The sequence below is a fragment of the Marinithermofilum abyssi genome (genome assembly GCF_014641195.1).
Classification (GTDB): domain Bacteria; phylum Bacillota; class Bacilli; order Thermoactinomycetales; family DSM-45169; genus Marinithermofilum; species Marinithermofilum abyssi.
This window is the reverse complement of sequence record NZ_BMHQ01000001.1, coordinates 133,818-156,023: the sequence shown is the minus strand read 5'-3', so window position 1 is coordinate 156,023 and position 22,206 is coordinate 133,818. Positions and strand designations below refer to the sequence as shown.

The following is a 22,206-nucleotide window of genomic DNA, read 5'->3' as shown; positions in this document are numbered from 1 at the left end:
GTGATCGCGATCATCGATTACGGCATGGGCAATTTGTATAGTGTCAGCCAAACGCTGAAGCGGATGGGCCATCCGGTTCGCGTCACCTCCGATCCGGAAGTGATTCGGGCTGCGGACGGTGTGATTTTGCCGGGGGTGGGTGCTTTCGGCGACGCGATGATGGAGCTGAAACAGCGCGGACTGGAAAACGTCATCAAAGAGGAAGCCCGCAGCGGCAAACCGCTGCTGGGTATTTGCCTCGGCATGCAGCTTCTTTTTACCAGCAGTGAGGAGTACGGCTACCACCAGGGGCTCAATCTGCTCCCCGGCCATGTCGTCCGTTTTGAAGGGGATTACAACATTCCCCACATGGGTTGGAATGAGTTGCGCTTTACCGGGCCGCACCCGTTGTTCAAAGGAGTGGAAGAAGGCTTTGTCTATTTCGTCCATTCCTATCATGTACAGGCGGACAACCGGGAGGATGTACTGGCGGTGACCGATTATCATCAGCCGGTAACGGCCATTGTCGGCCACAACAACTTGTACGGCATGCAGTTCCACCCCGAGAAGAGCGGGGAAGTGGGCGTACAGTTGTTGGAGCGGTTTGCGCAACTTTGTAAAGGAAAGGTGGGCTGCAAATGAGTTTCACCCTTTATCCGGCGATTGATCTCCGGGGAGGACAGTGTGTCCGATTGTTCCAGGGAGATTACGACGCGGAAACGGTATACGGTGACCCGGTCGAAGCGGCCCGGCGCTGGGTGACGGCGGGAGCCGAGTGGCTGCACGTGGTGGACCTGGATGCGGCCAAAACTGGAGAGCCGGTCAACTTGCCTGTGATCAAAGAGATTGCGGTTGCGCTGGACGTGCCCGTGCAGGTAGGGGGCGGCGTCCGTAATATGGAACGGCTGAAAGCTTTGCTGGAACTGGGTGTGAGCCGTGTGGTAATCGGCTCTGCCGCCATCGATGATCCGGACTTTGTCAAGCAGGCGCTGGCTCAATACGGCGACCGCATCGCCCTGGGACTGGATGCCCGGGACGGCCGGGTGGCGACCCATGGTTGGCTGGATGTGTCCGAAGTGTTGGCGGAGAACCTAGCCAAAGAAATGGTTCGCTATGGCGCGGAAACCTTTATTTTTACGGATATTTCCCGCGATGGCACACTGACTGGCCCCAATATACCGGCTGTCCGTTCCTTGGCCCGGGCGTGCGGAAAAGAAGTGATCGCTTCCGGGGGCGTCCGCAATATCCACAACTTGGTGGAGCTGGCCAAGCATCGGGAAGAAGGGGTTAGCGGGGCGATCGTCGGAAAGGCCCTGTACACCGGTGATGTGGATCTGGCGGAGGCCCTCCGTACGCTGAAGGAGGGAAGCGCATCATGATTACCAAGCGGATTATTCCCTGTCTCGATGTGAAAGACGGCCGAGTCGTCAAAGGGGTTTCCTTTGTCAATCTGCGGGATGCGGGCGACCCGGTGGAGCTGGCTTCCGTTTATGACCAAGCCGGTGCGGACGAGCTGGTTTTTCTGGACATCTCCGCTTCTGTCGAGGGACGGAAAACCATGGTAGAAGTGGTGCGGGAAGCTGCCGGCACCCTGACCATTCCCTTTACAGTAGGCGGGGGTATCGGTTCGGTGGAGGATATGTTTGCTCTCCTGCGGGCCGGAGCGGACAAAGTTTCTATTAACACTTCGGCTATCCGTCAACCGGAGCTGGTGGAAGCAGGTGCCCGCCGCTTCGGCAGTCAGTGTATCGTGGTGGCGATCGATGCCCGCTTTGATGAAGAGGAAAAAGAGTGGTTCGTCTATACCCATGGCGGCCGCAAACGGACCGATTGGAAGGCCGTCGATTGGGCGAAGCGGGCGGTGGAGCTGGGAGCCGGAGAGATCCTACTGACCAGTATGGATCAGGACGGACAAAAGAACGGCTTTGATCTGGAGCTGACCCGCCGCGTCGCTTCCCAAGTGCGTGTGCCGGTGATTGCTTCCGGGGGAGCCGGTGCTGCGGAGCATTTCCTGGACGTGTTCACCCAGACGCCGGCGGAAGCGGCATTGGCCGCCTCCATTTTTCACTATCGGGAGGTTCCCGTGGAAGAAGTGAAGCAATTTTTGTATGATCAGGGGGTGCATGTCCGATGGAAATCCGCATCGACCCGGCAGAAGTAACCTTTGACGATAAGGGATTGGTTCCGGCGATCGTGCAGGATGCGGTGAGCAAAGAGGTGCTCACCCTGGCCTATATGAATGAAGAATCCCTCCAGAAAACCCTCGAAACAGGGGAAACCTGGTTTTGGAGCCGCTCCCGCCAGGAGCTGTGGCATAAGGGAGCCACTTCCGGCAACACGCAAAAAGTGGTCTCCATCGCTCTCGACTGTGACCGGGATGCGGTGTTGGTACAGGTGCAGCCCAAAGGTCCGGCCTGCCACACGGGAGAATACACCTGTTTTCATTACCATGCGGGTGAAGAAGGAGAAAGGGCCGGTGAAGATCCCTTTACCATCATCCGACAGTTGGAATCCCTGATCGCGGAACGGGAGGCGAAGCGGCCGGAAGGCTCCTACACGACGTATCTCTTTGACCAGGGGCTGGATAAAATTTTGAAAAAGGTGGGAGAGGAAGCGGCAGAAGTGATCATTGCCGCCAAAAACCGTTCCCATGAAGAGTTGACCTATGAGACGGCAGACCTTCTGTTTCACCTGTTGGTCCTGCTTCGTGAATCCCGGTTGCCGCTGGACCGGGTATTGGCCGAACTGGATGGCCGTCATGGAAAATAATCGATCCATTGCGAGTTCAAACCCCTGCTGATGAAGAGCAGGGGTTTAAAGTGTAAAGGGGAAAAGAAATCTTCTGTAGAGAGGTTTTTTATCGATAGGCTGTTAAACCCTCGGCTTTAGCTATTAGGATATAAGGCGCTGGGAGGGTGTGATGCCTCTCGCAAGTCCGTCAATGTGACGGTAGAGTTGAAATCAAAGCCCGCGACCAACAGTCTAGCTTTCTCCTTTTCTTGCTATAGAGAGGCGGCAATCGTACAATAAAAGAAATTGTGGAATGAATATCCGATCATCGAGAGTGATACGCGGTACGAATTCATCCGTTGGAGGGATCTCATGAATTCCAAAGGCTTTATGCTGTTTTCCGGCATGTCCAATCCGGACCTGACCGATCGTATCGCATCTTATTTGGGAGTGACTGCGGGGAAGGTTCGGATCAGCCGGTTCAAAAGCGGCGAGATTTATATTCATTATGAAGAAAGCATCCGTAACGCCGATGTGTATATCGTTCAATCCCTGTCCCATCCAGTCAATGAACATTTGATGGAGCTCCTCTTCATGGTGGATGCGGCTCGCCGCGCTTCTGCCCGCAGCATCAACGCCGTCATCCCTTACTTCGGATATGCACGACAGGAAAAAAAGGATGCCCCTCGGGAGCCGATTTCCGCCAAGGTAGTCGCTGACCTGCTTCAAACCGTCGGAGTGAACCGGGTGATTACCCTCGATCTTCATGCACCGGCCATTCAGGGATTTTTCAATATCCCGGTGGATCATTTAACCGCGCTGGACTACTTTACCGAATACTTGAAGGCGAAAAACCTTCCGAACCCCGTCGTGGTATCTCCGGATGCCGGACGGGCCAAGACCGCGGAGAAGCTGGCTACCTATCTGGATACTCCTTTTGCGATCATGATGAAGAAGCGGCCCGCCCACAACGAGGCGAGCATTACCCATATCGTTGGGGAAGTGGAAGGGCATACCCCGATCGTCATCGAAGATATTATCGATACCGGAGGAACGATCATCAGTGTGATTGAAGGGCTGTTGGAAAAGGGAGCCGATGATGCCTTCGTGTGTACCACCCATCCCGTTTTTTCGGGGAATGCGGTGGACAAGCTGAACCATCCAGGCATCCGGGAAGTGGTGATCACGGATTCGATCCAGGTGGACCTTGACCGATTGCCGCAAAAATTTCACGTTTTGTCTGTAGCCACTCTGTTGGGAAAAGCGATCCGTCTGATAGAAAAAGGAGGCTCCATCAGTACCTTGTTCCGTGCAGGAATGTAACGTTTCGATAATATATGGTATAATTTTTGCAAACTATGCCTTCGGCCTCGAACCCCTGAACAGGGTGGGGAAGTATATGAAAAAACAACAAGCGAGTATAAACAACCGTTCCAAAGAACGAAAAGTGGTTCGGCTTCGCATGGATGCCGGCTTCTTTTTTGAGCGCGCCATTCGTTCTTTGGACCGTCATCATTATGAAAAAGCTTTGAAATATTTTCGCCTGGCAGTGGAGAAGGAGCCGGGTAATCCGGTGAATCAGTGCAACTTGGCCGGAATCCTGTCGGAAATGGGGCACTACGAGGAGTCCAATGAAGTCTTGCAGACCGTGCTCCAAGACGTGGATCCGGATTTGTACGAGTGCTATTTCTATATGGCAAATAACGCCGCTAACATGGAAGAGTTTGAGCAGGCGGAAGAGTATTTGATCCGATACTTGGAGGAAGAACCCGACGGGGAATTTGCCCGCGAGGCGGAAGAGATGTTGCAAATGTTGGGTTGGGAATTGGGTCGAAAACCCCGTCGCCCCGGTTTTTCTCCTCGTCACGGATGGCTGAAAAAACATGAAGAAGCCCGTGTATTGATGGAACAAGGGCAGTTTTTGCAAGCTATTCAGCTGCTGAAAGAGCTGACGGAGGAACATCCGGATTTTATGGCCGCTATGAACAATTTGGCCTTGGCCTATTATTATACCGGTGACATTTCCAGTGCTCACGATATGATTCAAAAGGTGTTGGACAAGGAGCCGGATAACATCCATGCATGGTGCAATCTGGCGGTGCTGTACCAGCATCAGGGAGAACTGGCTGCACGGGATCGACTGGTCAAACGGTTGAAGCAGTGGATTCCTTTGCATGTGGAGCATCTGTACAAACTGGGCACTACGATGGGGGTACTCGGGGAGCACGAAACAGCTTATCAGTGCTTCTGCCGGTTGTTGCGCCTGGAGCCGAACCCGGAGCCGAGTCTCTACCATTATGTTGCCGTGGCGGCGAGCAACACCGGCCGATTGAACCAGGCGAAAAAATACTGGCGGTTGGCGCAAGAGGCGGACCCGCAATCGGAAGTTCCCGTTTTTTATCTGAATCAGTTGGAACAGTGGGCGCACCGCTTTGGCAAGGCCCGTCCAACGATCAGTTATCACTATCAGCTTCCGTTTGAGGAACAGCTATTACAGCTTACCTCCAATAACAAGCTGCTGCCCCAGCAAATTAAAGAAAACCCATTGATGCGCTCTTCATTTTTCTGGGCCCTCCATCACGGAGATCGTGAGACGAAGCTTCAAGTGCTTCAGGTCTTCCAGTGGATTTTTGACGACGAAGTAGAAAAGACATTGCGGGAGTTTATCTGCAAAGAGGAGGAAGAAGACGAACTGAAGCGGACGGCTTTATTCGTCTTGGAGCGCATGGGTGCTCCCAAGCCGTATAAAGCCCGTCTGGGCGGTCAGGAGGTCACCTTCCGTGCCGAGACAACGAAAGTAGTCCCGGCTTGGCTGAAAACCTGGCAGCGGGTGTTGGAGTGTTGCCTTCAAAGCATGCAAGGCCGGTATGAGGATACACACCTGAATGATGCCAAGGTGGTCTGGGCTGAATTTCTCAACAGTAAACACCCTGATTTGCCTCAAGTGCGCAAAGTGGAGGGTTGGGCTGCCGCGTTGGAGTATGTGGTAGCCAAAATGCATGGTCTATCCATCACGCAAGCGATAGTGGCGCGTAAACATGATGTTGCGGTTTCTACAGTAGGCCGCCATGTCCGAGAGCTGGAGAGCGTGATTAAAAAGTGACGGGGTGCTATGAAGCTGACTCAGCGATCTGAGGCGATTGGATGCAAGCGGTTTTGACGAGGTAGTTGCCGAAGGAAACCATGTAGTGGAGTTCGTGGCCAGCTGATGTGTGGATTATAAAAAAAAGTAGATGCCTTCTCAACCGATTTGGACGGTAAATACGGCCAAACCTTTCCATTTGCGTGTGCTGGATGTCGACGACGATCAATGTGGCGGAGCAATACGATGTAAAAGGCGTTCCCACCTTTCTCGTGTTTCAAAATGGGCAAGAAACCGGGCGTCTGAAGAGCAAGGAGACTAAAACCCAAGAGCAGATTGACTCTTTCCGACAGCTGACGGAGTAACCATGAGGTTCTTTTGCACAGTTCCCGAGACTGCGGAAAAGTCTATCTTCAAGAAAGAAGAGAGCCCATCTTACAAGAGCGACTTTGGAAGGACGTATTAGCAAAAAAAATGTGGGACCGAGGCAAACAAGGGCCATAGCGCGACCTGGAACAGAGTGGCCCAGGCGTGATGTGGTGCCCGTGGGTGCTTGAGCCCGTGGGAGCATGCAATGATTTCCTTTCGCTCATGCCTCGGTCATCGTTTTTTAAGCGGACGGTTTGACATCTGTGACGTCGAAAAGGGGGCTTTTTTTGTGTCCAAAAAATTTGCCGTCAAGCTGGATTTTTTTATGTTTACTCCGGGGATATTACCGGGTAACCAAATAAGGGTAGTTCGAAGTAACTAATCATAATCCGAACTCGTTATACATAATAGTGAATCTTGGGGTGGGATGGATCCGCATTCGCCCCTTGACGAGAGCAACGACAAAAATTACAATAACACCTGGAAGGCATTCCATTATTTAACAAAATCTTAACAAATGGAGAAGATAGCACCATGCCGAAGCAAGATCATCATTCCCGACTGTTTTCCGATGACATTTCGGCGCTGATCATTCCAAAAGAAAAGGTTGTCACGGTGGAACTGGACTGGACGTTGGAAAGAGCATTGCTGGTGTTGACGCGAAAAGGATATGCATCCGTCCCCGTCATCGATCCGAAAGGACGGGTAGAAGGGGTGATCAGTAAAACCAACATTTTGGATTTCATGCTGACCCGCGATGATTTTCAGTTTGCGAAGTTGTCCCAGTTCCGGGTGCGGGATGCCATGAACCAAAATCACTCGGGGATTTTGCCCAACTCCATCTTCTCGTTTGCTTTTGAAGTATTGATCGATCGGCCCTATATTCCGGTGATCGATACCGAAAGTCGTTTTATCGGGATATTGACACGCAAAATCCTGATGGAGAAAGTAACGGAATACTTTCAACAGGAGTTTATTGAGACGCTGACGATCGAGCAAAACGGATAACCTATGCAGGATATTGACGTTATATTCCGGGTGCGCAGGATAAAAAGTTGCAGAAAGAATTGGTTGTCATTCACCCATTCGGTATAATAAAAAGCCTCCTTTCGAGAATATTCGGAATCGGCGGGTTGACCGGCCCGCCTTTTTTGTGCCTTTTCACATAGAAAGGCAGCTGAGAGAGGTGAAATACATGCAGCGAGTAGCCAACTGTATCTTGTACAACAAAGGCAATGTGTTGCTTTTGCAAAAACCTCGGCGCGGGTGGTGGGTGGCTCCCGGAGGAAAAATGGAGCCGTTGGAGACGGTACTGGAAGCGGTGATTCGGGAGTTTCGCGAGGAAACGGGGCTGACCTTGGTCCAGCCGCAGCTTAGGGGCATCTTTACCATGTGCGTAAAGAACGGGGAACAACTGGTCAAAGAATGGATGATGTTTACCTTTGAAGCCCGGAAGTATGAGGGGAGTTTGCTGAGTTCTTCAGCGGAAGGGAAATTGGGGTGGCATCCGTTGGAAGCGGTTTCTTCCCTTCCGTCATCACCGATGGACCATGCGATTTTCGATCATTTGCTTTATCTTCCCGGTTTATTTGTCGGCCGGTTGGAATACAACGAAAAGGAGGAGTTGTTAAATATATCTATGCATCCTCCGGCGGTTTCCAGTTCGCTTCCCAGTTGACGTTGACAATGACATACAGTATAGTCATAGCGGAGTGGAAGAGAATCGGGTAGAGCGTAATGTAATAAGGAATCGTTTTCAACAGAGGGGAGCCGGAGATGAATAAGCGATACATCGGGATTGATTTAGGTGGAACCAGCATGAAACTCGGGATCGTCGATGCCGACGGCCAGCTTCTTTATCAAATGGAAAAGCCCACTCAGCCGGAAGAGGGGGCGGATCAGGGGCTGCGCCGTATAGCCGCCTATTCCCGGGAACTGGCAGAAGTAACCCGTACTCCGTGGGAACAAGTAGGCGGTCTCGGTATCGGTCTTCCGGGTTTTTTGGATATCCCTAACGGTGTTGTCGTGAAACTGACCAATGTTCCTTGGTCCAATGTACCCGTTAAAGAGCGGCTGGAATCAGCGTTGAAGATTCCCGTGGCGATCGACAATGATGCCAACGTCGCTGCTCTCGGCGAAGCTTGGAGCGGAGCGGGTGCCGGCTTGGATGATCTCATCTGTGTTACACTGGGAACCGGCGTGGGCGGCGGCGTGATAACCCATGGCCGTTTGGTGCACGGGGTTTCCGGATTAGCCGGCGAAATCGGGCACATCCGGGTAGAGGAAAACGGTGCACTTTGTGGATGCGGACAACGGGGATGTGTGGAAACCATTTCTTCGGCAACAGGCATTGTCCGCCTGGCCCGGGAAGCGGAGGCAGCCGGAAGGGAGACAAGCCTGGCCCCGCTGATTCATGACAGCCGGCTGACAGCCAAAGATGTATTCGCAGCTGCCGAGCGAGGAGACGCTGTTGCTTTGGAAGTGGTACGCAAAGCGGCGGATGCGCTGGCGCGTGTGTTGGCGATTTTGTCTGTTGTGAATAACCCTGCCCGGTTTATTATCGGCGGTGGTGTTTCCAAAGCAGGGGAGACCCTGTTTAATCCCCTTCGCGCGGCTTATGCCGAGCACGCTCTCGCCCATTCGGCCAAAGGGGTGGAGATTGTGGCAGCCCAACTGGGTAATGATGCTGGAATCATCGGTGCAGCTGGATTAACGGCGGATAGAGAAAAATGAGGCAGAATATCATATAATAAGTTGGAATAGGAAGCGGGTGATGATATGGATTCCAAAAAAGTCAACCTTGTTGTCATCACCGGTATGTCCGGCGCGGGGAAAACTGTGGCCATGCAAAGTTTGGAGGATCTGGGCTTCTTCTGCATCGACAACCTTCCGCCTGTATTGCTTCCCAAGCTGGCGGAGTTGTTGGAGCAGTCCAGCAACCAATTGCAGAAAGCGGCCCTTGTGATCGATCTCCGGGGACGGGAGTTTTTCTCGGCGTTGTTTGAGTCCTTGGGTATGCTGGAAAAGAACCATGGCTTTCATTACCAAATATTATATTTGGATGCCAATGATCAGACGCTAGTTCGCCGGTACAAGGAAACTCGCCGCCGTCATCCTCTTTCGCCGGATGGGACACCTTTGGACGGGATTCGTCTCGAACGGGGTTTGCTGGAGGAGATTAAAGGGCGGGCTCATTACATCATTGATACCAGCCAGCTGAAACCGGCGCAGCTTAAAGAAAAAATTGCTTCCCGGTTCAGTCAGGAAGACCAGTCCCGGCTCTCTATCACCTTTCAATCCTTCGGGTTTAAATACGGGGTGCCGATCGATGCCGATTTGGTCTTCGATGTACGTTTTCTGCCCAACCCCCATTATGTGGAGTCACTGAAGCCGCACACCGGCAAGGATGCGGACGTATATGAATACGTGATGAAATGGGCAGAGACCAAGCAATTCTTGAAGAAATTGGTGGATCTGTTTTCCTTCCTGATCCCGCATTATCATCGGGAGGGGAAAACCAATTTGGTTGTCGGTATCGGCTGCACAGGCGGCAAACACCGCTCCGTTGCCATCGCCGAATTTTTGAACCAAAAATTTCAGGAAACAGAACAAACCCGCGTGGCCCATCGAGACATCGAGAAGAACAGATAGAGCGACGAGGTGTCACCTATGAAAAAAAGTGATGTAGCAGGTTATAGCCGCCCGCGCCTGGTAGTTATCGGGGGGGGGACCGGTTTGGCGGTGATGTTGCGGGGATTGAAGGAGTTGCCTGTGGATATTACGGCGATCGTGACAGTAGCCGATGACGGAGGCAGTTCTGGACGACTCCGAAGCGACCTGCAAATGCCGCCTCCGGGAGATGTTCGTAACGTGCTCATCGCCTTGGCGGATACAGAACCTCTGCTGGAAAAGGTATTTCAGTACCGGTTTGAAAACGGAGATGGATTAGCCGGCCACAACCTCGGGAACTTGATGATTGCAGCTTTAAAGGATATTACCGGTGATTTTAACCATGCTATTCAAGAGATGAGCCGGGTGCTGGCCGTTCGCGGAAGGGTTCTCCCCGCCAGTGAAAACGAAGTGGTACTCAGCGCGGAAATGTGCGACGGCACCATTGTGCAGGGGGAATCCAGCATTCCCAAATCAGGAAAGCGCATTCGCCGGGTGTTTTTACAAACCCCGGAGCCGAAAGCGCTGGATGAGGCGCTGGCGGCCATTGCCGAAGCCGACGGGATCGTTTTGGGTCCAGGGAGTTTGTATACCAGCATCTTGCCCAATCTGTTGGTGAAAGGGATGGCGGACGCGGTTCGTGCATCTGCCGCCTTAAAGATTTATGTGTGCAATGTGATGACCCAACCGGGAGAAACGGACGGGTATACGGCAGCGGATCATGTGGAAGCTGTCCACCGGCATATCGGCCCCCGTTTCTTCGATGCAGTTATCGTTAATAATGAACTGCCCACTCCTACCGTACAACAGAAGTATGCGGAAGAAGGAGCGGAACCGGTATTGCCGGACATTGAACGCTTGCGGAGGTACGGTTGTGAAGTCGTTGCTGCCAATTTGCTGCAGTTCCGAACCGTACTGCGCCACGATGCCGCCAAGCTGAGCCGGCTGATCGTTCAGTTGGTTCAGGGGCGGAAGCGTCGCCGTCAAAGCGGATGAGGGAAGTGATGTCATATGTCCTTTGCCTCCGCCACCAAGCATGAACTGACGCGGATCGAAGGGCCTGCCTGTTGTCAGCGGGCGGAGTTGTCTGCATTGGTCCGTATGAACGGATCGATCCAGATTAACAGCGGCCCGTTGAGCCTGGACGTAACCACGGAGAACAATGCGATTGCACGCCGAACCTTTTCTTTGATCAAGCAGTTGTACGATCTGCAACCGGAAGTGATGGTACGGAAAAAGGTGCGGCTGAAAAAAAACAACGCGTATGTGGTACGCCTCAGGACCCAGGCGGAAGCGATTTTACGGGATTTGCATATTTTGGGGGACGGGCTGGAACGGATCCCCGGAATTGCCCGGCCTTTCCGAGAAAATGAGTGTTGCCGTCGAGCATACCTAAGGGGAGCTTTTTTAGCGGGAGGATCTGTCAACAATCCGGACAGTGCTTCCTACCACTTGGAAATCGTCTCTACTTACGAGGATCACAGCGAAGCACTTCGGCAACTTTTGAACCACTATCATTTGAACGCCAAATGGATTGAGCGGAAAAAAGGCTTTGTCGTCTATCTCAAGGAAGGGGATAAAATCGGCGAGTTCCTCAATATCATCGGGGCTCACCAGACCCTTTTCAAATTTGAGGACGTACGCATCATGAAAGATATGCGTAACTCCGTCAACCGTTTGGTTAACTGTGAAACAGCCAACTTGAACAAGACGATTCAAGCAGCCATGCGCCAAGTGGAGAATATCCGGCTGATCGACCGGGAGCTGGGACTGGATCAATTGCCCGAACGCTTGCGGGAAGTGGCGGAAACTCGTCTTCGTTATCCGGATGTCTCATTGACGGAACTAGGGCAGCTGCTCCCGGGCGGCGAGGTGAGCAAATCTGCCGTCAACCACCGTTTGCGTAAACTGGATGAAATCGCGAACAAGTTGAAAAGTACGTCTGCCCCCTAAAACATGCGGACGTTTGATATCAGTAAAACCCTGGGAGGGATTTGAGATGGCTGAAAAACGAGTAACTGTCCAATTGAAAGCCGGGCTTCACGCCCGTCCCGCCGCGATGTTTGTACAGGAAGCCAATAAGTTTGCTGCGGAAGTGTTCGTCTCCAAAGAAAACAAAAAAGTGAACGCCAAGAGCATCATGGGCATTATGAGCCTGGCCGTCTCTTCCGGAACGGAAATCGTCATTTCCGCGGAAGGCCCTGATGCGGAAGAAGCGGTGGAAGCGTTGGCTGCCATCGTCAGCAAAGAAGAAATATCCTGAAACGAATACACCGCTTCAGCCGTTGCCTTATGGCAGCGGCTGTTACTTTTTTCGGATGACGATAAATAGTTAAATCCGTTATACTGGGGCAATACTCATAGCGTGCGATGAATGAATCGCATGACTGAATACAGCCTTTTATGGAGAATACAGATCCAACATCAATCAGTCGTGGGGGATTTAACATGGAACATCATTCTGTTTTATCACTGATGATCGTCGTGATCGTCGCTTTTGTTATTCCCATCGCGCTGCACCGCTTGCGGTGGAACGCCATTCCCGTTGTGGTGGCGGAGATTGCCGCCGGCTTGGTGCTGGGAAAGAGCGGTTTGCAAATCATCCAACAGGATCAACTGTTGGAACTGTTATCGATGCTCGGGATTATCTATCTGATGTTTTTAACCGGTTTGGAAGTGGACTTTGAACTGATACAAAAAAGCCGCAATCAAAAAGGGTCGGCCAACCCGCTGACAATCAGCCTGTTGGGGTTCGGCGGTATCTTTGTTTTGTCTTTTTTGCTGGCCTGGGTATTCAGTCTGTTTGGGATCGTGGAAGATGCGTTCTTTATGACATTGATCATCTCAACGATTTCGGTAAGTGTCACGCTGCCGGTCTTAAAAGATAAAGGCCTTTTGGAGGTACCGCTGGGGCAATCCATTCTATTGACCGCAGTGATTGCCGACTTTATTACCATGATCCTGCTTGCGGTGTATGTCGCTTTTAAGAAGTCTTCCGAAGGTGTCATGAGCACGCTTTTGTTGTTGCTGTTCTTTGTCGTGTTTTTCGTTGTTTATCGCCTGATCCAGATAATGAAGCCCCGTAAGTTGGCTGAGAAAATCCAAAAGGAGACGATCTCTATCTCCACCCGTGGTGTCTTCGCCTTGATCCTTTTTTTTGTCGCCCTTTCGGAAGGGGTGGGAGCGGAAAATATCCTGGGTGCATTCCTGGCCGGCGTGATCGTCTCATTGTTGTCGCCGAAAAGAGAGTTTGTACGGCAATTGAATGCTTTTGGTTTCGGTTTTCTGATCCCGATTTTCTTTGTAATGGTAGGTGCGAAGCTGGATCTGATCGGCTTGTTGAAAGATCCTCTGGCTTTGGTACTCTTTCCCGTCATGCTGTTCGCCTTTTTTTTGTCGAAGGTGCCGGTGTGGCCGGTATTCCGCCGGTATTTCGACAGGAATGAGTCCATCGGTTCCGTCACCATCCTCGGGTCCACGTTGAGCTTGGTGATTGCCGCATCAGCGGTGGGGATGGATATGGGGATTATCAGCAATACCACCAATACCGCTTTGGTGTTGGCTGCTGTCGTAACCGTGCTGATATCGCCGGTGATCTTTCAGCGCTTGGTACCGGATCGCGAGAAAGATACTGTATCCAGTGTGGCCTTGGTCGGCTTCAATGCGATCACGTTGAAGCTGGCTCACGATTTGCATCACGACGGGTATGATGTTTACCTGTTCGGATCCGACAAAAGCAACCTGGAACCGGTAAACCAGCGTCCTTACGATGTGGTGGAATTGGAATCCAACGAGTTGGCTGTATTGGAACGTCATGAGGTATTTACCAAGGATATCGTAGTTGCTTTCACCAATGACGACGAACGCAACTTTGACATCGCCAAAAAAGCGGAAGAGCAAGGGGTCAACCAAATTATCGCACGGGTCGAAGAGAAACCGGCGCTGCCGGAAGACAGTCGGATTCAAGTGGTATCCACCTTTTTCTCCAACATGACTTTGGTAAAGGCGATGATTGAGTATCCTTCCGTGATTAACCTGGTAACCACTGAAGGACATTTACAAGAGATTCCCATGCTCAATGATCGCTATCACGACCGTCGTCTGCGGGATCTCAACATCCTGGGAGATTCTTTGGTGCTTCGGGTTTTGCGGGAGAATGAGGTGATCGTTCCTCATGGAGATACTGTAGTACAACTGGGCGATCGGCTGATCGTAAGCGATACGCCGGAGCATGCCCGCCGCCTCCGCCGAATTTTGAGCGGTTAAAACCGAGCCGCCCTGCAAGTCAGGGCGGCTGTTTTTTCCGCAAAAAAAAAAGCGACACCCAGCAAAGGTGCCTAAACAAATCCGTTAGAAAAAAATGAAATTGGCGGATTTATTGTAACATGGCCTCGATGGTTTTGGCAATACTTAGGTGAAATTAATAGTAAAATGAGGAAAAAAGGATGAGGGGTTCGTAGAGAGAACGGGATGGTCACTTTTCATCCGTATGGGCAATAAGATGGAATGTGCCGGGCATATGGTGATCCGTAGCGGGAGAAAAGGAAAAAGGGGATGAGGCGATTATGAGTCGGGGGTTGGATTCGTACAATCGAAAGCGACTTGCTACCTCGAATATACTAGATGAATGGTTTATGTGGCGGACAATCCGTAAAATAGGCTGGCCTTTGGTTCCTTTTAACGGGGGGTGGAATACACCGCTTCTCTGGCGAGGAGTGCAACAATTTTTCGAAGCCCCATACTGGATTCCCGGATGGGGACTCTATGGCGGAGCAGGGAACATTCAGCCTCCCGTCGGGCTGCCGGGAACGCCTTTTTTTGCTCCGCAATATTCGACGGGGGAAAGGGGGATGGATTTCTTCAGCGAAACTGGCGAACCGTTTGGCGGTGTGGGAGGGCTCATTGACGAGTGGTGATCTTTGGGGGGACGGGGGAACCCGGAAGTCCGATCGGACCGTTCGGGCCGTTGGAGCCATCCCAGCCGGTAGGGCTGATTCCCCCGCCGATGTCATAAACAACGGGAGCCCGCCGATAGGCGGGCTTGTTGGATGATGGGTGGAATAGGGGACTTCCTTTTAGCGATGACGCAATGCACTGACGGCATTCACATAGCCAAAACCGGATTCTGCATCATAACCGGTTTTGTAGATGTCCTCGGAAGACTGCTGAATGATGGACTTTACTTGGGACGGGCTGAGCTGGTTTTTACCGTGCTTGGCGATGATCACTCCAGCGACGCCGGCCACTTTGGGTGCCGCCATTGATGTGCCGGCATAGCGGGCGTAACCATGTCCGATCACGTTTCCTTGCTGATCCACCACTGGTACAGTACTCAGGCACAAATAGCTGGGATCCCGTCCGGTTTTGGTGATCGGATCGTAATGGGGGCCGAGGTCACCGCCCGGAGCCATCACATCGATCTTCCCATTGCCGTAGTTGGAGTAGAAGGTGCGCTGCTTGCTTTTATTGCCGGCCGCCACCCGAATCAGCAGGTTGCTGGCGGGGTCCCGTTTGGTTGCGCCGTTTTCATCGAAAAGATACCGGCTTAGCTGTCCGGGTTTGGAGATGTCGGCATTGGCGTTTCCAGCAGAGCCCACAATAGTCACCCCTTTATTGTGGGCATAGGCGATGGCCTTTTTGAACAGATTGATATCGGCGGTGATGTCAGAAGTATCCCGGTTGGGGTCTTGTAGGAACAGATAGTCACCGAGACTCATATTGATGACATCGTAATCTTGGTCTGCAGCGTATCGAATGGCATCCACGATCCACGAAGTGGGGGCGCCGCCATCCTTAGGGAACACCTTGAGGCTGGCGATTCCCAATTCGGGACCGATGCCTAGCACGTTCCCGTTGGCTGCGATGGAGCCTGCCACATGGCTGCCGTGGCCTTCCACATCCTGTGGGGATTCACCCGGCACAAAGGATTTGGCTTCCACGATGTTCGCCTTTAAATCCGGGTGTTCCATGTCGATTCCTGTATCGATGACGGCTACGACCACATTTTTGCTGCCTTTGCCGCCGGGGAGCTGATAACTTTGTCCGTCTTGGGTCACTTGCTTGATATCCCACTGATATTGCTCATACAACGGGTGTTCCGTATTCCCTTCAAGGGGTTCTTTGGCGATCGTCCCTTTCTGATAAAGCACCAGCTCTTCATTGGCGTTGGCCACTTCCGTCTCTTGGCGGATATTCTCCAAGAAACGGGTGTCACCGGAAGCAGCTTCGATGTAGCCCAGGGCTTCATCGGCCTTGAGAACTTTGCCGTTCGCTTTTTCCACGAGTGATCGGGCATTGCTCGGCAGATAGTCTCCTTTGAAGTTGATGAGGTACGTTTTTTGAGGTGCTGCCTTAACGACGGGCACCGCTCCGCCCATGAAGACGGATACGGCCAAAACGGCCGCTGCAACCCAACCCGCGACTTTGTTCATCCGTCCACCCCCTTGTTATCGTTGACTCGGTTGAGAACCGGATCGTATAAAGATTTGGACATCTGGATATAAAATCCTGCTGTGTCCGATCTTTTTAAAGCCCGTTAACGCCCGTCAAACCAACCCTTATGCTTAAACCATGCAAACATGGCCGTACCAATGAAGGCCATGATTCCTAGCACGGCAAAATAACCATACCGCCAATGAAGCTCCGGCATGTATTGAAAGTTCATGCCGTAGATACCGGCGATCAAACTCAGCGGCATAAAGATCGTGGTAATCATCGTCAGGGTCATCATGATGGCGTTCATTCGGTAAGAGTTGACCGAAAGGTAGCTGTCGCGGATGTCGGCGGTGATTTCCCGATTCATCTGCAATATGTGGGCCAATTTCTCCAAGTGATCGTAAATATCCTTGTAGTACGCCTTGTTTTCTTTGTTTTGGTTGAAACGTTCCGACTGAAGAATCCGGTAGGACAGATCCCGCATCGATATGACCGTGTGGTGCAATTTCAGCAACTGTCCCCGCAACTGAAACAGGTGGTTCATTAGGTTGGGGCTGGAGGTTCCCGGCGGCAGGTCATCGATCTGGCTGAGCTGATCTTCCAGGTCAGAGACAAGGGGAAAGTAGCCGTCCACCAATTGGTCTATGATATGATGAGCGACGCGATTCGCATCGCCGTCTGCTGCACGGGGATCCTGGGCTAAACGCTCAAACGCTTGGTCTAACTCCCGAACTTCTGACTTGTGAAAGGAAACCACGAAACGATCCCCGACAAACAAGTTTACTTCCTTTGGTTGCAATCGATGATCGAGAGCATGTAGCACCAAAAAGGCGTAATCCGTATAATGATCCAATTTGGGACGCTGCAAAAAATTGAGGCAGTCTTCGATCGCCAGTGGGTGAAAATGAAAATATGTCTCCAACAAGGGGGCTTCTTCTTTGGTCGGTTGGTTAAAATCCACCCAATACCAACGGTAATCGGACAGGTCCAACTGTTCCAGAGGACCGCCCTCTCGAATCTGTCCTTGTTGATCTACAGCCAACATTCGAATCATGATTTCATCCTCCTTCACCATTAAGCTACCCAAAAAACCGGAAAAGACAGGCATAAAGCCTGTCTTTCGGGAGTGATGGGTGGGCTTGGGTTTATCATCGTTCCGGTAACGGTGTCGATTGTTGCGTAGAAGTTGCAATAATAAACGAATCCAACATGAAATCGGTGCGAAAACAGCCGGAACACGGTGTCCGCCGCTGCATGCCGGGATTGCTTCCTTCGATGTTGGTAAAACAGAATCACTCATCCTCGGTGCGTGATTGAGGCCGGAAGCCCAACAATGCTGCTCCCACCAGAAGCATTTGTGCTCCCAGTGACATCCAAACCGGGGAGGGAGCAGCCGTATCCGGCATCGGTCCGCCTTCCTGTTTGCCGCTGTTGAAATGGAAGAAAGAGCCGGACTCTTCGGTGCCGGAGGGAGCGGTTCCCTTTTCACCGCCGTTCAGGATTTTTCCGCCGTCGCTTTTGTCACCGTTTACAGTATCCAGAGCCTGTTTTTTCAGTTCCTTGGCTTTGGAGGCAATTCCACAATCCTGAAGCGGAACACGGTTGTCCATTCCTTGCGTCGGCTTTTTGGCGGTGAAATTGTAACAGGTGTTCACATCCACCGCACGTTCTCCGTCTTTTCCGTAGAATACGGCGATCAGTTGATAATTGCGCCCGGGAACCAAATCGTCATATTTGGCTGTGAATTGATTCAATTGGGCATTTTCAGGAGAGGCTTGCTCATCGCTTCCGTTGAGGGTGATGATCCAGGTTCCCCGGGGACTTTTGGACGGATTCATCTTCACTTGGACGTAGTGCTTGCCGCCTTTGGTAAAGTATTCACCTTGCAGTTGGGGTTCCTGGAGTTTTTCCGTGGGTAATGCTTTGTCCGTTGTTTCAGATACTTTGTCTGTCGTTTGAGTGATGGTGTCAGTGGTTTCGGCATGGGCGATCGGTGCCACCGTGAATACAAACAGGCACATCAACACTGCGAGTGCGGCAGATCTCAACTTCCTCGATCCTCCTTGTGGTCGCCCATCCCTCACTCGAGCTCAGATTACCACAATGACGGTCATGGTGGCAATGTAGTTTGTGTAAATGTGCCAAGCCATTGGCAATACCTGGGCTTCCTTGGAAGTTTAACGGAAAAACCGGCCTAGTACCGCCAAAAATAAAATGGCAGCAACGACCATTATTACCCAAAAAAGGATGCGTTCTTGCCGATCCGATCGCTTCATTCAGCATACTCCTCGGACAAATGTTGGGGAGAGAAAAGGAATTTGAACATAAAGTGTAGAATACATTAGTACTATTTCCGAACAAGGATTACGACTTTCTTCTTATTTTTGGGTGGGCAAGAGATTCAAAGGATGCAAAGCTTTGGGGCATTTATTTTCCGTCTATTTTGAAAGCGAATACATGAATAAGACATCGGAATTTGAATGTCGGGCTGTTTATTTATTAGGAGACGGAAGTTAGATTTACCCACACTAATTATAAACGGTAAACCAGTTTCGTGATCCGTTGCTTTGTGAACAAAGAGAGAACATTTCGCTTCTTGTCGTCGGTTGGAAGGTCATTTTGATGAAAGGGGAGAGTGTGGAATGGAAAAGCAAAAGCTAATGAACACACCAAAAACCCGTGAGCTGGCCGTCTCTTTGTCTTCAGCCGAGCCCCCGGAAGATTATGCCGTGCCCTTGGCGATTGGAGTTGTGACGGTGGCCCTATTGGTAACTGCTTCGGTGATCTGGATCCCGACGTTTTTTTGATGCTTCCATAAAATAAACCACCGCCTTCGTTGGAAAGCGGTGGTTTTGCATTGCGTTCATTATGCCTTTTTCGGCGGAACGGTGATAATCTTGTCGATCAGCCCGTAGTCCTTGGCTTCCTCTGCAGTCATGAAGAAATCGCGGTCGGTGTCCTGCTGGATTTTTTCCAGCGGTTGACCTGTTTGCTCGGAGAGGATTTTGTTCAACTTATCCCGCATCCGCAGAATCCGTTTGGCGCTGATTTCGATGTCGGTTGCTTGGCCTTGTGCACCGCCCAGCGGTTGGTGAATCATCACTTCGCTGTTGGGCAGAGCCAGACGCTTCCCGGGAGTACCGGAAGAGAGCAGAAAAGCTCCCATGGATGCGGCCATACCGATACAGATCGTCTGGATGTCGCATTTGGCATGCTGCATCGTGTCATAGATGGCGAAGCCGGCAGAGATGGATCCGCCGGGGGAGTTGATGTACAGTTGAATGTCTTTGTCCGGGTCTTCAGCGGACAAAAACAAAATCTGAGCCACGACCGTGTTGGCTACTGCATCGTTGATCTCACTGCCCAAGAAAATAATACGGTCTTTTAACAAGCGGGAGTAGATATCGTAGGAGCGTTCACCGCGATTCGTCTGTTCGACGACGTAAGGGATCAGATTCATCCTTGTTCCTCCTCATCGGATGGATCGTGCTTCGATTCCATCATAACCCAAAAGGTCAAGTTTGATCAAACGAAATGTGCAGAAAAACAAAAAATAGCAGCCGAAGCGGCTGCTGTTGTGGTGCGCCTACCAGGATTCGAACCTGGGCACCTGGTTCCGGAGACCAGTGCTCTATCCCCTGAGCTATAGGCGCATAATCCATATCGTTGATCGCGACAAAAATTATTATAGCGAAGACGAATCAAAAAGGCAAGGGTTTTGTCGAATTCGATCTTGTCGGATTATTGTGCACCCGCCCGTTTACAGCAACCGGGATCGTATGGAATTTTACTGGAATTCCGGTACAGTACGGAACAGAATTCCTGTCTTTATGATACAATGGTGTCGGTATGTATATCACTTGTTTTCCCACATTCATGCCGATTTAACCCTCTTGCATAGGCGATAAATGCACATCAATCGATGCAGGAGGAACATATACTGTGAACATCGCGGAGGTGATAAATCATGGCTCTATCGATGGGCTACGGCCTGATGCAGGAACAGCGAATGAAACTAGTGATGACTCCCGAATTGCGTCAGGCGATTGAGATTCTGCAATACTCCGCAACAGACCTGTTACAGTATATTCAGGAACAGGTGATGGAAAATCCGGTGTTGGAAATGGAAGAGTCCGGGGCTGACACCAAAACAGATTCTCCTGTATCCTCTGTGGAGGAAAATATGTTGGATTGGACCCGCTATCTCAGGGATTATCAGTGGAACGGTACGTCCGTAGGGAAGGGAGAAGAGAAAGACAACCCAGTGGAGCGGCTGGCGACCTCGACGGAATCCTTGGGGGAGGTGCTGGAAGCCCAACTGCGTCTGCTTGATTTGGATAGCCGAACACGGGAAGTCTGTTCATATATCATTGGGAACTTGGATGAACACGGGTATGTAACAGTGAAGTCCGACCAAATATGTAAGCGGTTCCAATTGGGTCGAGAGGAACTGGAACAGTGCTTTCACCTGGTTCATTCGTTGGATCCCGCCGGTGTCGGGGCCCGCTCCTTGTCCGAATGCCTTCGGATCCAATTGTCCAGGGAGGACGAACCGGACGAATTGGCCTTGCGGCTGGTGGAAAGTTGTTTGACCGATGTAGCGGAAGGGCGGTTGAAAAAAGTCGCTCGAAAACTGGATGTCAGCGTGGCAGAGGTGCAGCAGTCGCTGGATCGTATCAAAAGGCTCAATCCTCGCCCGGGTCTTTTGTACAGCGGTGAAAATCCTCGCTATGTCGTGCCGGATGTAACAGTGGAGTGGGTCAACGAGGACTTCGTCATTTTGGTCAATGACGGATATATCCCGCGCCTGGGCATCAGCCGGCATTATGAATCCATCTTGCGTCGCCAGGATGAAAACGCACGACAGGCAGCCGGTTATATCAAGGATCGGATGCAGTCTGCCCTGTGGCTGATGAAAAGCATCGAACAGCGCAAGCAGACGCTGTACCGGGTAACCGAGGCAATTCTACAGGAACAGCGGCCCTTCTTTGAGCACGGCACTTCTCATCTCAAACCGCTTACGCTGAAACAGGTGGCGGAATCCCTGGATCTGCACGAATCCACGGTGAGTCGGGCGACCCAGCATAAATATTTGCAAACACCGCGGGGACTGTTCCCTTACCGTTTCTTCTTCCCCTCCGGGGTGTCCACACAAGCCGGAGGCAATACGTCTGCACGGAGCGTCAAGGAACGTATTGCCAAAATGGTTGCAGAGGAAGATAAATGTCGTCCTCTTTCCGATCAGATGATCGCGAACCGTTTGAAGGAGGAAGGGGTGAAGATCTCCCGCCGAACCGTGGCCAAGTACCGGGAGGAATTGGGGATCGCCGCTTCCAAGGTGCGTAAACGGTATGAGGAGTAAAGCAGGTATGCTATCAGTTACAGTTACCGGTGACGGGTTGTTCCCTTTAACGCTGGCAGAAGAGCGTGCAGGAAGGCGATTGAAATAAGCTGAAGCCTTTTGCTTAAGCAGCGGCTTTTAACGGAACTCAGTGGTAAGCGAGAAATCGAAACCATATGACCTGTAAGCAAAGCGACTAGGGAGCGACGCGTGCCTTATGGGTGCGCTTTATACCCACAGGGCATCGATCGGTCCTCAGTCGCGCTGTATTTGTGAGCGAACCGGATGAACTCAGCTCCGGAGGAGGGGCGACGGGCAAAAGAGTCGAATCATCCTAGTTGTGGCAGAGTTTCTTGCTCTGTCTCGGATTTTTCCGTTTAACCGAAACGGTTGTGTGGAAACCTATCCTGTGTAAAGAGATCGTAAAAATTTCGCACGGCAAAATCTGGAGCGGGCGGTTGAATACAAGTGAAAAGCGTATAGTCTCGGGTTGAATGAGGGCAGTCTGCATGGATAGTTGCCCCTTGCCAAAATCAAGGTTATCCGCTATGATCATGGTGATTCAACCTTCTTCTTTTTTTTTCACCGTTGCGGGACGGAT

The 22,206-nt window shown here is 51.5% G+C and carries 22 protein-coding genes and 1 tRNA gene; 18 read left to right on the top strand and 5 right to left on the bottom strand.

The window, feature by feature from the left end:
* From hisH to IEW70_RS00695, 16 genes are all read left to right on the top strand, one after another.
* Entirely contained in the window at positions 1 to 621 is a 621-nt protein-coding gene (gene hisH / locus IEW70_RS00770; protein WP_188646023.1) for an imidazole glycerol phosphate synthase subunit HisH, read from the top strand.
* Positions 618 to 1,358 (top strand): 1-(5-phosphoribosyl)-5-[(5-phosphoribosylamino)methylideneamino]imidazole-4-carboxamide isomerase, encoded by a 741-nt coding sequence (gene hisA, locus IEW70_RS00765; RefSeq protein WP_188646022.1) that lies wholly within the window; start codon positions 618 to 620, stop codon positions 1,356 to 1,358. The genes hisH and hisA overlap by 4 nt, the downstream gene beginning before the upstream one ends.
* A complete protein-coding gene (gene hisF / locus IEW70_RS00760; RefSeq protein WP_188646021.1) occupies positions 1,355 to 2,140 on the top strand; it encodes an imidazole glycerol phosphate synthase subunit HisF in 786 nt (261 codons plus the stop codon). Before hisA ends, hisF begins: the two co-directional genes overlap by 4 nt.
* On the top strand, positions 2,110 to 2,748 hold the full coding sequence (hisIE, locus tag IEW70_RS00755) for a bifunctional phosphoribosyl-AMP cyclohydrolase/phosphoribosyl-ATP diphosphatase HisIE (RefSeq protein ID WP_188646020.1): 639 nt from the start codon (positions 2,110 to 2,112) through the stop codon (positions 2,746 to 2,748). The genes hisF and hisIE overlap by 31 nt, the downstream gene beginning before the upstream one ends.
* Before the next feature lie 333 nt (positions 2,749 to 3,081).
* A complete protein-coding gene (locus IEW70_RS00750) occupies positions 3,082 to 4,032 on the top strand; it encodes a ribose-phosphate diphosphokinase (protein ID WP_188646019.1) in 951 nt (316 codons plus the stop codon).
* A 76-nt stretch (positions 4,033 to 4,108) separates the two neighbouring features.
* Entirely contained in the window at positions 4,109 to 5,812 is a 1,704-nt protein-coding gene (locus IEW70_RS00745) for a tetratricopeptide repeat protein (RefSeq protein ID WP_188646018.1), read from the top strand.
* A gap of 191 nt (positions 5,813 to 6,003) precedes the next feature.
* The gene (locus tag IEW70_RS00740; protein ID WP_188646017.1) at positions 6,004 to 6,156 is read left to right on the top strand and encodes a thioredoxin family protein; all 153 of its coding nucleotides are present in this window, start codon (positions 6,004 to 6,006) and stop codon (positions 6,154 to 6,156) included.
* A 538-nt stretch (positions 6,157 to 6,694) separates the two neighbouring features.
* Complete coding sequence (locus IEW70_RS00735) at positions 6,695 to 7,168, top strand: CBS domain-containing protein (protein WP_188646016.1); 474 nt, start codon at positions 6,695 to 6,697, stop codon at positions 7,166 to 7,168.
* Between the two features lie 187 nt (positions 7,169 to 7,355).
* On the top strand, positions 7,356 to 7,838 hold the full coding sequence (locus tag IEW70_RS00730) for an 8-oxo-dGTP diphosphatase (protein WP_188646015.1): 483 nt from the start codon (positions 7,356 to 7,358) through the stop codon (positions 7,836 to 7,838).
* A gap of 98 nt (positions 7,839 to 7,936) precedes the next feature.
* Positions 7,937 to 8,893 carry an ROK family glucokinase gene (locus IEW70_RS00725; protein ID WP_188646014.1) on the top strand — a complete coding sequence of 319 codons (957 nt, stop codon included), beginning with the start codon at positions 7,937 to 7,939 and terminating at the stop codon, positions 8,891 to 8,893.
* Positions 8,894 to 8,938: 45 nt separating this feature from the next.
* Positions 8,939 to 9,811, top strand: a complete 873-nt coding sequence (rapZ, locus tag IEW70_RS00720; RefSeq protein WP_188646013.1) for an RNase adapter RapZ — start codon at positions 8,939 to 8,941, stop codon at positions 9,809 to 9,811.
* An 18-nt stretch (positions 9,812 to 9,829) separates the two neighbouring features.
* Positions 9,830 to 10,825: a gluconeogenesis morphogenetic factor MgfK gene (gene mgfK, locus IEW70_RS00715; protein ID WP_188646012.1), complete on the top strand. Its 996-nt coding sequence runs from the start codon at positions 9,830 to 9,832 to the stop codon at positions 10,823 to 10,825.
* Between the two features lie 15 nt (positions 10,826 to 10,840).
* Complete coding sequence (whiA, locus tag IEW70_RS00710) at positions 10,841 to 11,782, top strand: DNA-binding protein WhiA (RefSeq protein ID WP_188646011.1); 942 nt, start codon at positions 10,841 to 10,843, stop codon at positions 11,780 to 11,782.
* 46 nt (positions 11,783 to 11,828) lie between these two features.
* The gene (locus tag IEW70_RS00705) at positions 11,829 to 12,092 is read left to right on the top strand and encodes an HPr family phosphocarrier protein (protein ID WP_188646010.1); all 264 of its coding nucleotides are present in this window, start codon (positions 11,829 to 11,831) and stop codon (positions 12,090 to 12,092) included.
* 185 nt (positions 12,093 to 12,277) lie between these two features.
* The gene (locus IEW70_RS00700; protein ID WP_188646009.1) at positions 12,278 to 14,095 is read left to right on the top strand and encodes a monovalent cation:proton antiporter family protein; all 1,818 of its coding nucleotides are present in this window, start codon (positions 12,278 to 12,280) and stop codon (positions 14,093 to 14,095) included.
* A gap of 368 nt (positions 14,096 to 14,463) precedes the next feature.
* The gene (locus IEW70_RS00695) at positions 14,464 to 14,745 is read left to right on the top strand and encodes a hypothetical protein (RefSeq protein WP_188646008.1); all 282 of its coding nucleotides are present in this window, start codon (positions 14,464 to 14,466) and stop codon (positions 14,743 to 14,745) included.
* Positions 14,746 to 14,904: 159 nt separating this feature from the next.
* Here IEW70_RS00695 and IEW70_RS00690 read toward each other — a convergent pair whose 3' ends face one another.
* The 3 genes from IEW70_RS00690 to IEW70_RS00680 form a co-directional block, all read right to left on the bottom strand.
* Positions 14,905 to 16,260: a S8 family serine peptidase gene (locus tag IEW70_RS00690; RefSeq protein WP_188646007.1), complete on the bottom strand. Its 1,356-nt coding sequence runs from the start codon at positions 16,258 to 16,260 to the stop codon at positions 14,905 to 14,907.
* A gap of 104 nt (positions 16,261 to 16,364) precedes the next feature.
* On the bottom strand, positions 16,365 to 17,318 hold the full coding sequence (corA, locus tag IEW70_RS00685; RefSeq protein ID WP_188646006.1) for a magnesium/cobalt transporter CorA: 954 nt from the start codon (positions 17,316 to 17,318) through the stop codon (positions 16,365 to 16,367).
* A gap of 238 nt (positions 17,319 to 17,556) precedes the next feature.
* On the bottom strand, positions 17,557 to 18,312 hold the full coding sequence (locus IEW70_RS00680; protein WP_188646005.1) for a hypothetical protein: 756 nt from the start codon (positions 18,310 to 18,312) through the stop codon (positions 17,557 to 17,559).
* A 594-nt stretch (positions 18,313 to 18,906) separates the two neighbouring features.
* Between IEW70_RS00680 and IEW70_RS00675 the strand changes: the two genes are divergently transcribed.
* On the top strand, positions 18,907 to 19,071 hold the full coding sequence (locus tag IEW70_RS00675) for a hypothetical protein (RefSeq protein WP_188646004.1): 165 nt from the start codon (positions 18,907 to 18,909) through the stop codon (positions 19,069 to 19,071).
* Between the two features lie 59 nt (positions 19,072 to 19,130).
* On the opposite strand, the gene clpP is transcribed toward IEW70_RS00675, so the two are convergent.
* Together clpP and IEW70_RS00665 are read right to left on the bottom strand one after the other, a co-directional pair.
* Positions 19,131 to 19,724, bottom strand: a complete 594-nt coding sequence (clpP, locus tag IEW70_RS00670) for an ATP-dependent Clp endopeptidase proteolytic subunit ClpP (RefSeq protein WP_188646003.1) — start codon at positions 19,722 to 19,724, stop codon at positions 19,131 to 19,133.
* Between the two features lie 118 nt (positions 19,725 to 19,842).
* A tRNA-Arg gene (locus IEW70_RS00665) sits at positions 19,843 to 19,917 on the bottom strand.
* Between the two features lie 314 nt (positions 19,918 to 20,231).
* Here IEW70_RS00665 and rpoN point away from each other — a divergent pair.
* On the top strand, positions 20,232 to 21,626 hold the full coding sequence (gene rpoN / locus IEW70_RS00660; RefSeq protein WP_188646002.1) for an RNA polymerase factor sigma-54: 1,395 nt from the start codon (positions 20,232 to 20,234) through the stop codon (positions 21,624 to 21,626).
* The last annotated feature ends 580 nt before the right edge of the window (positions 21,627 to 22,206 follow it).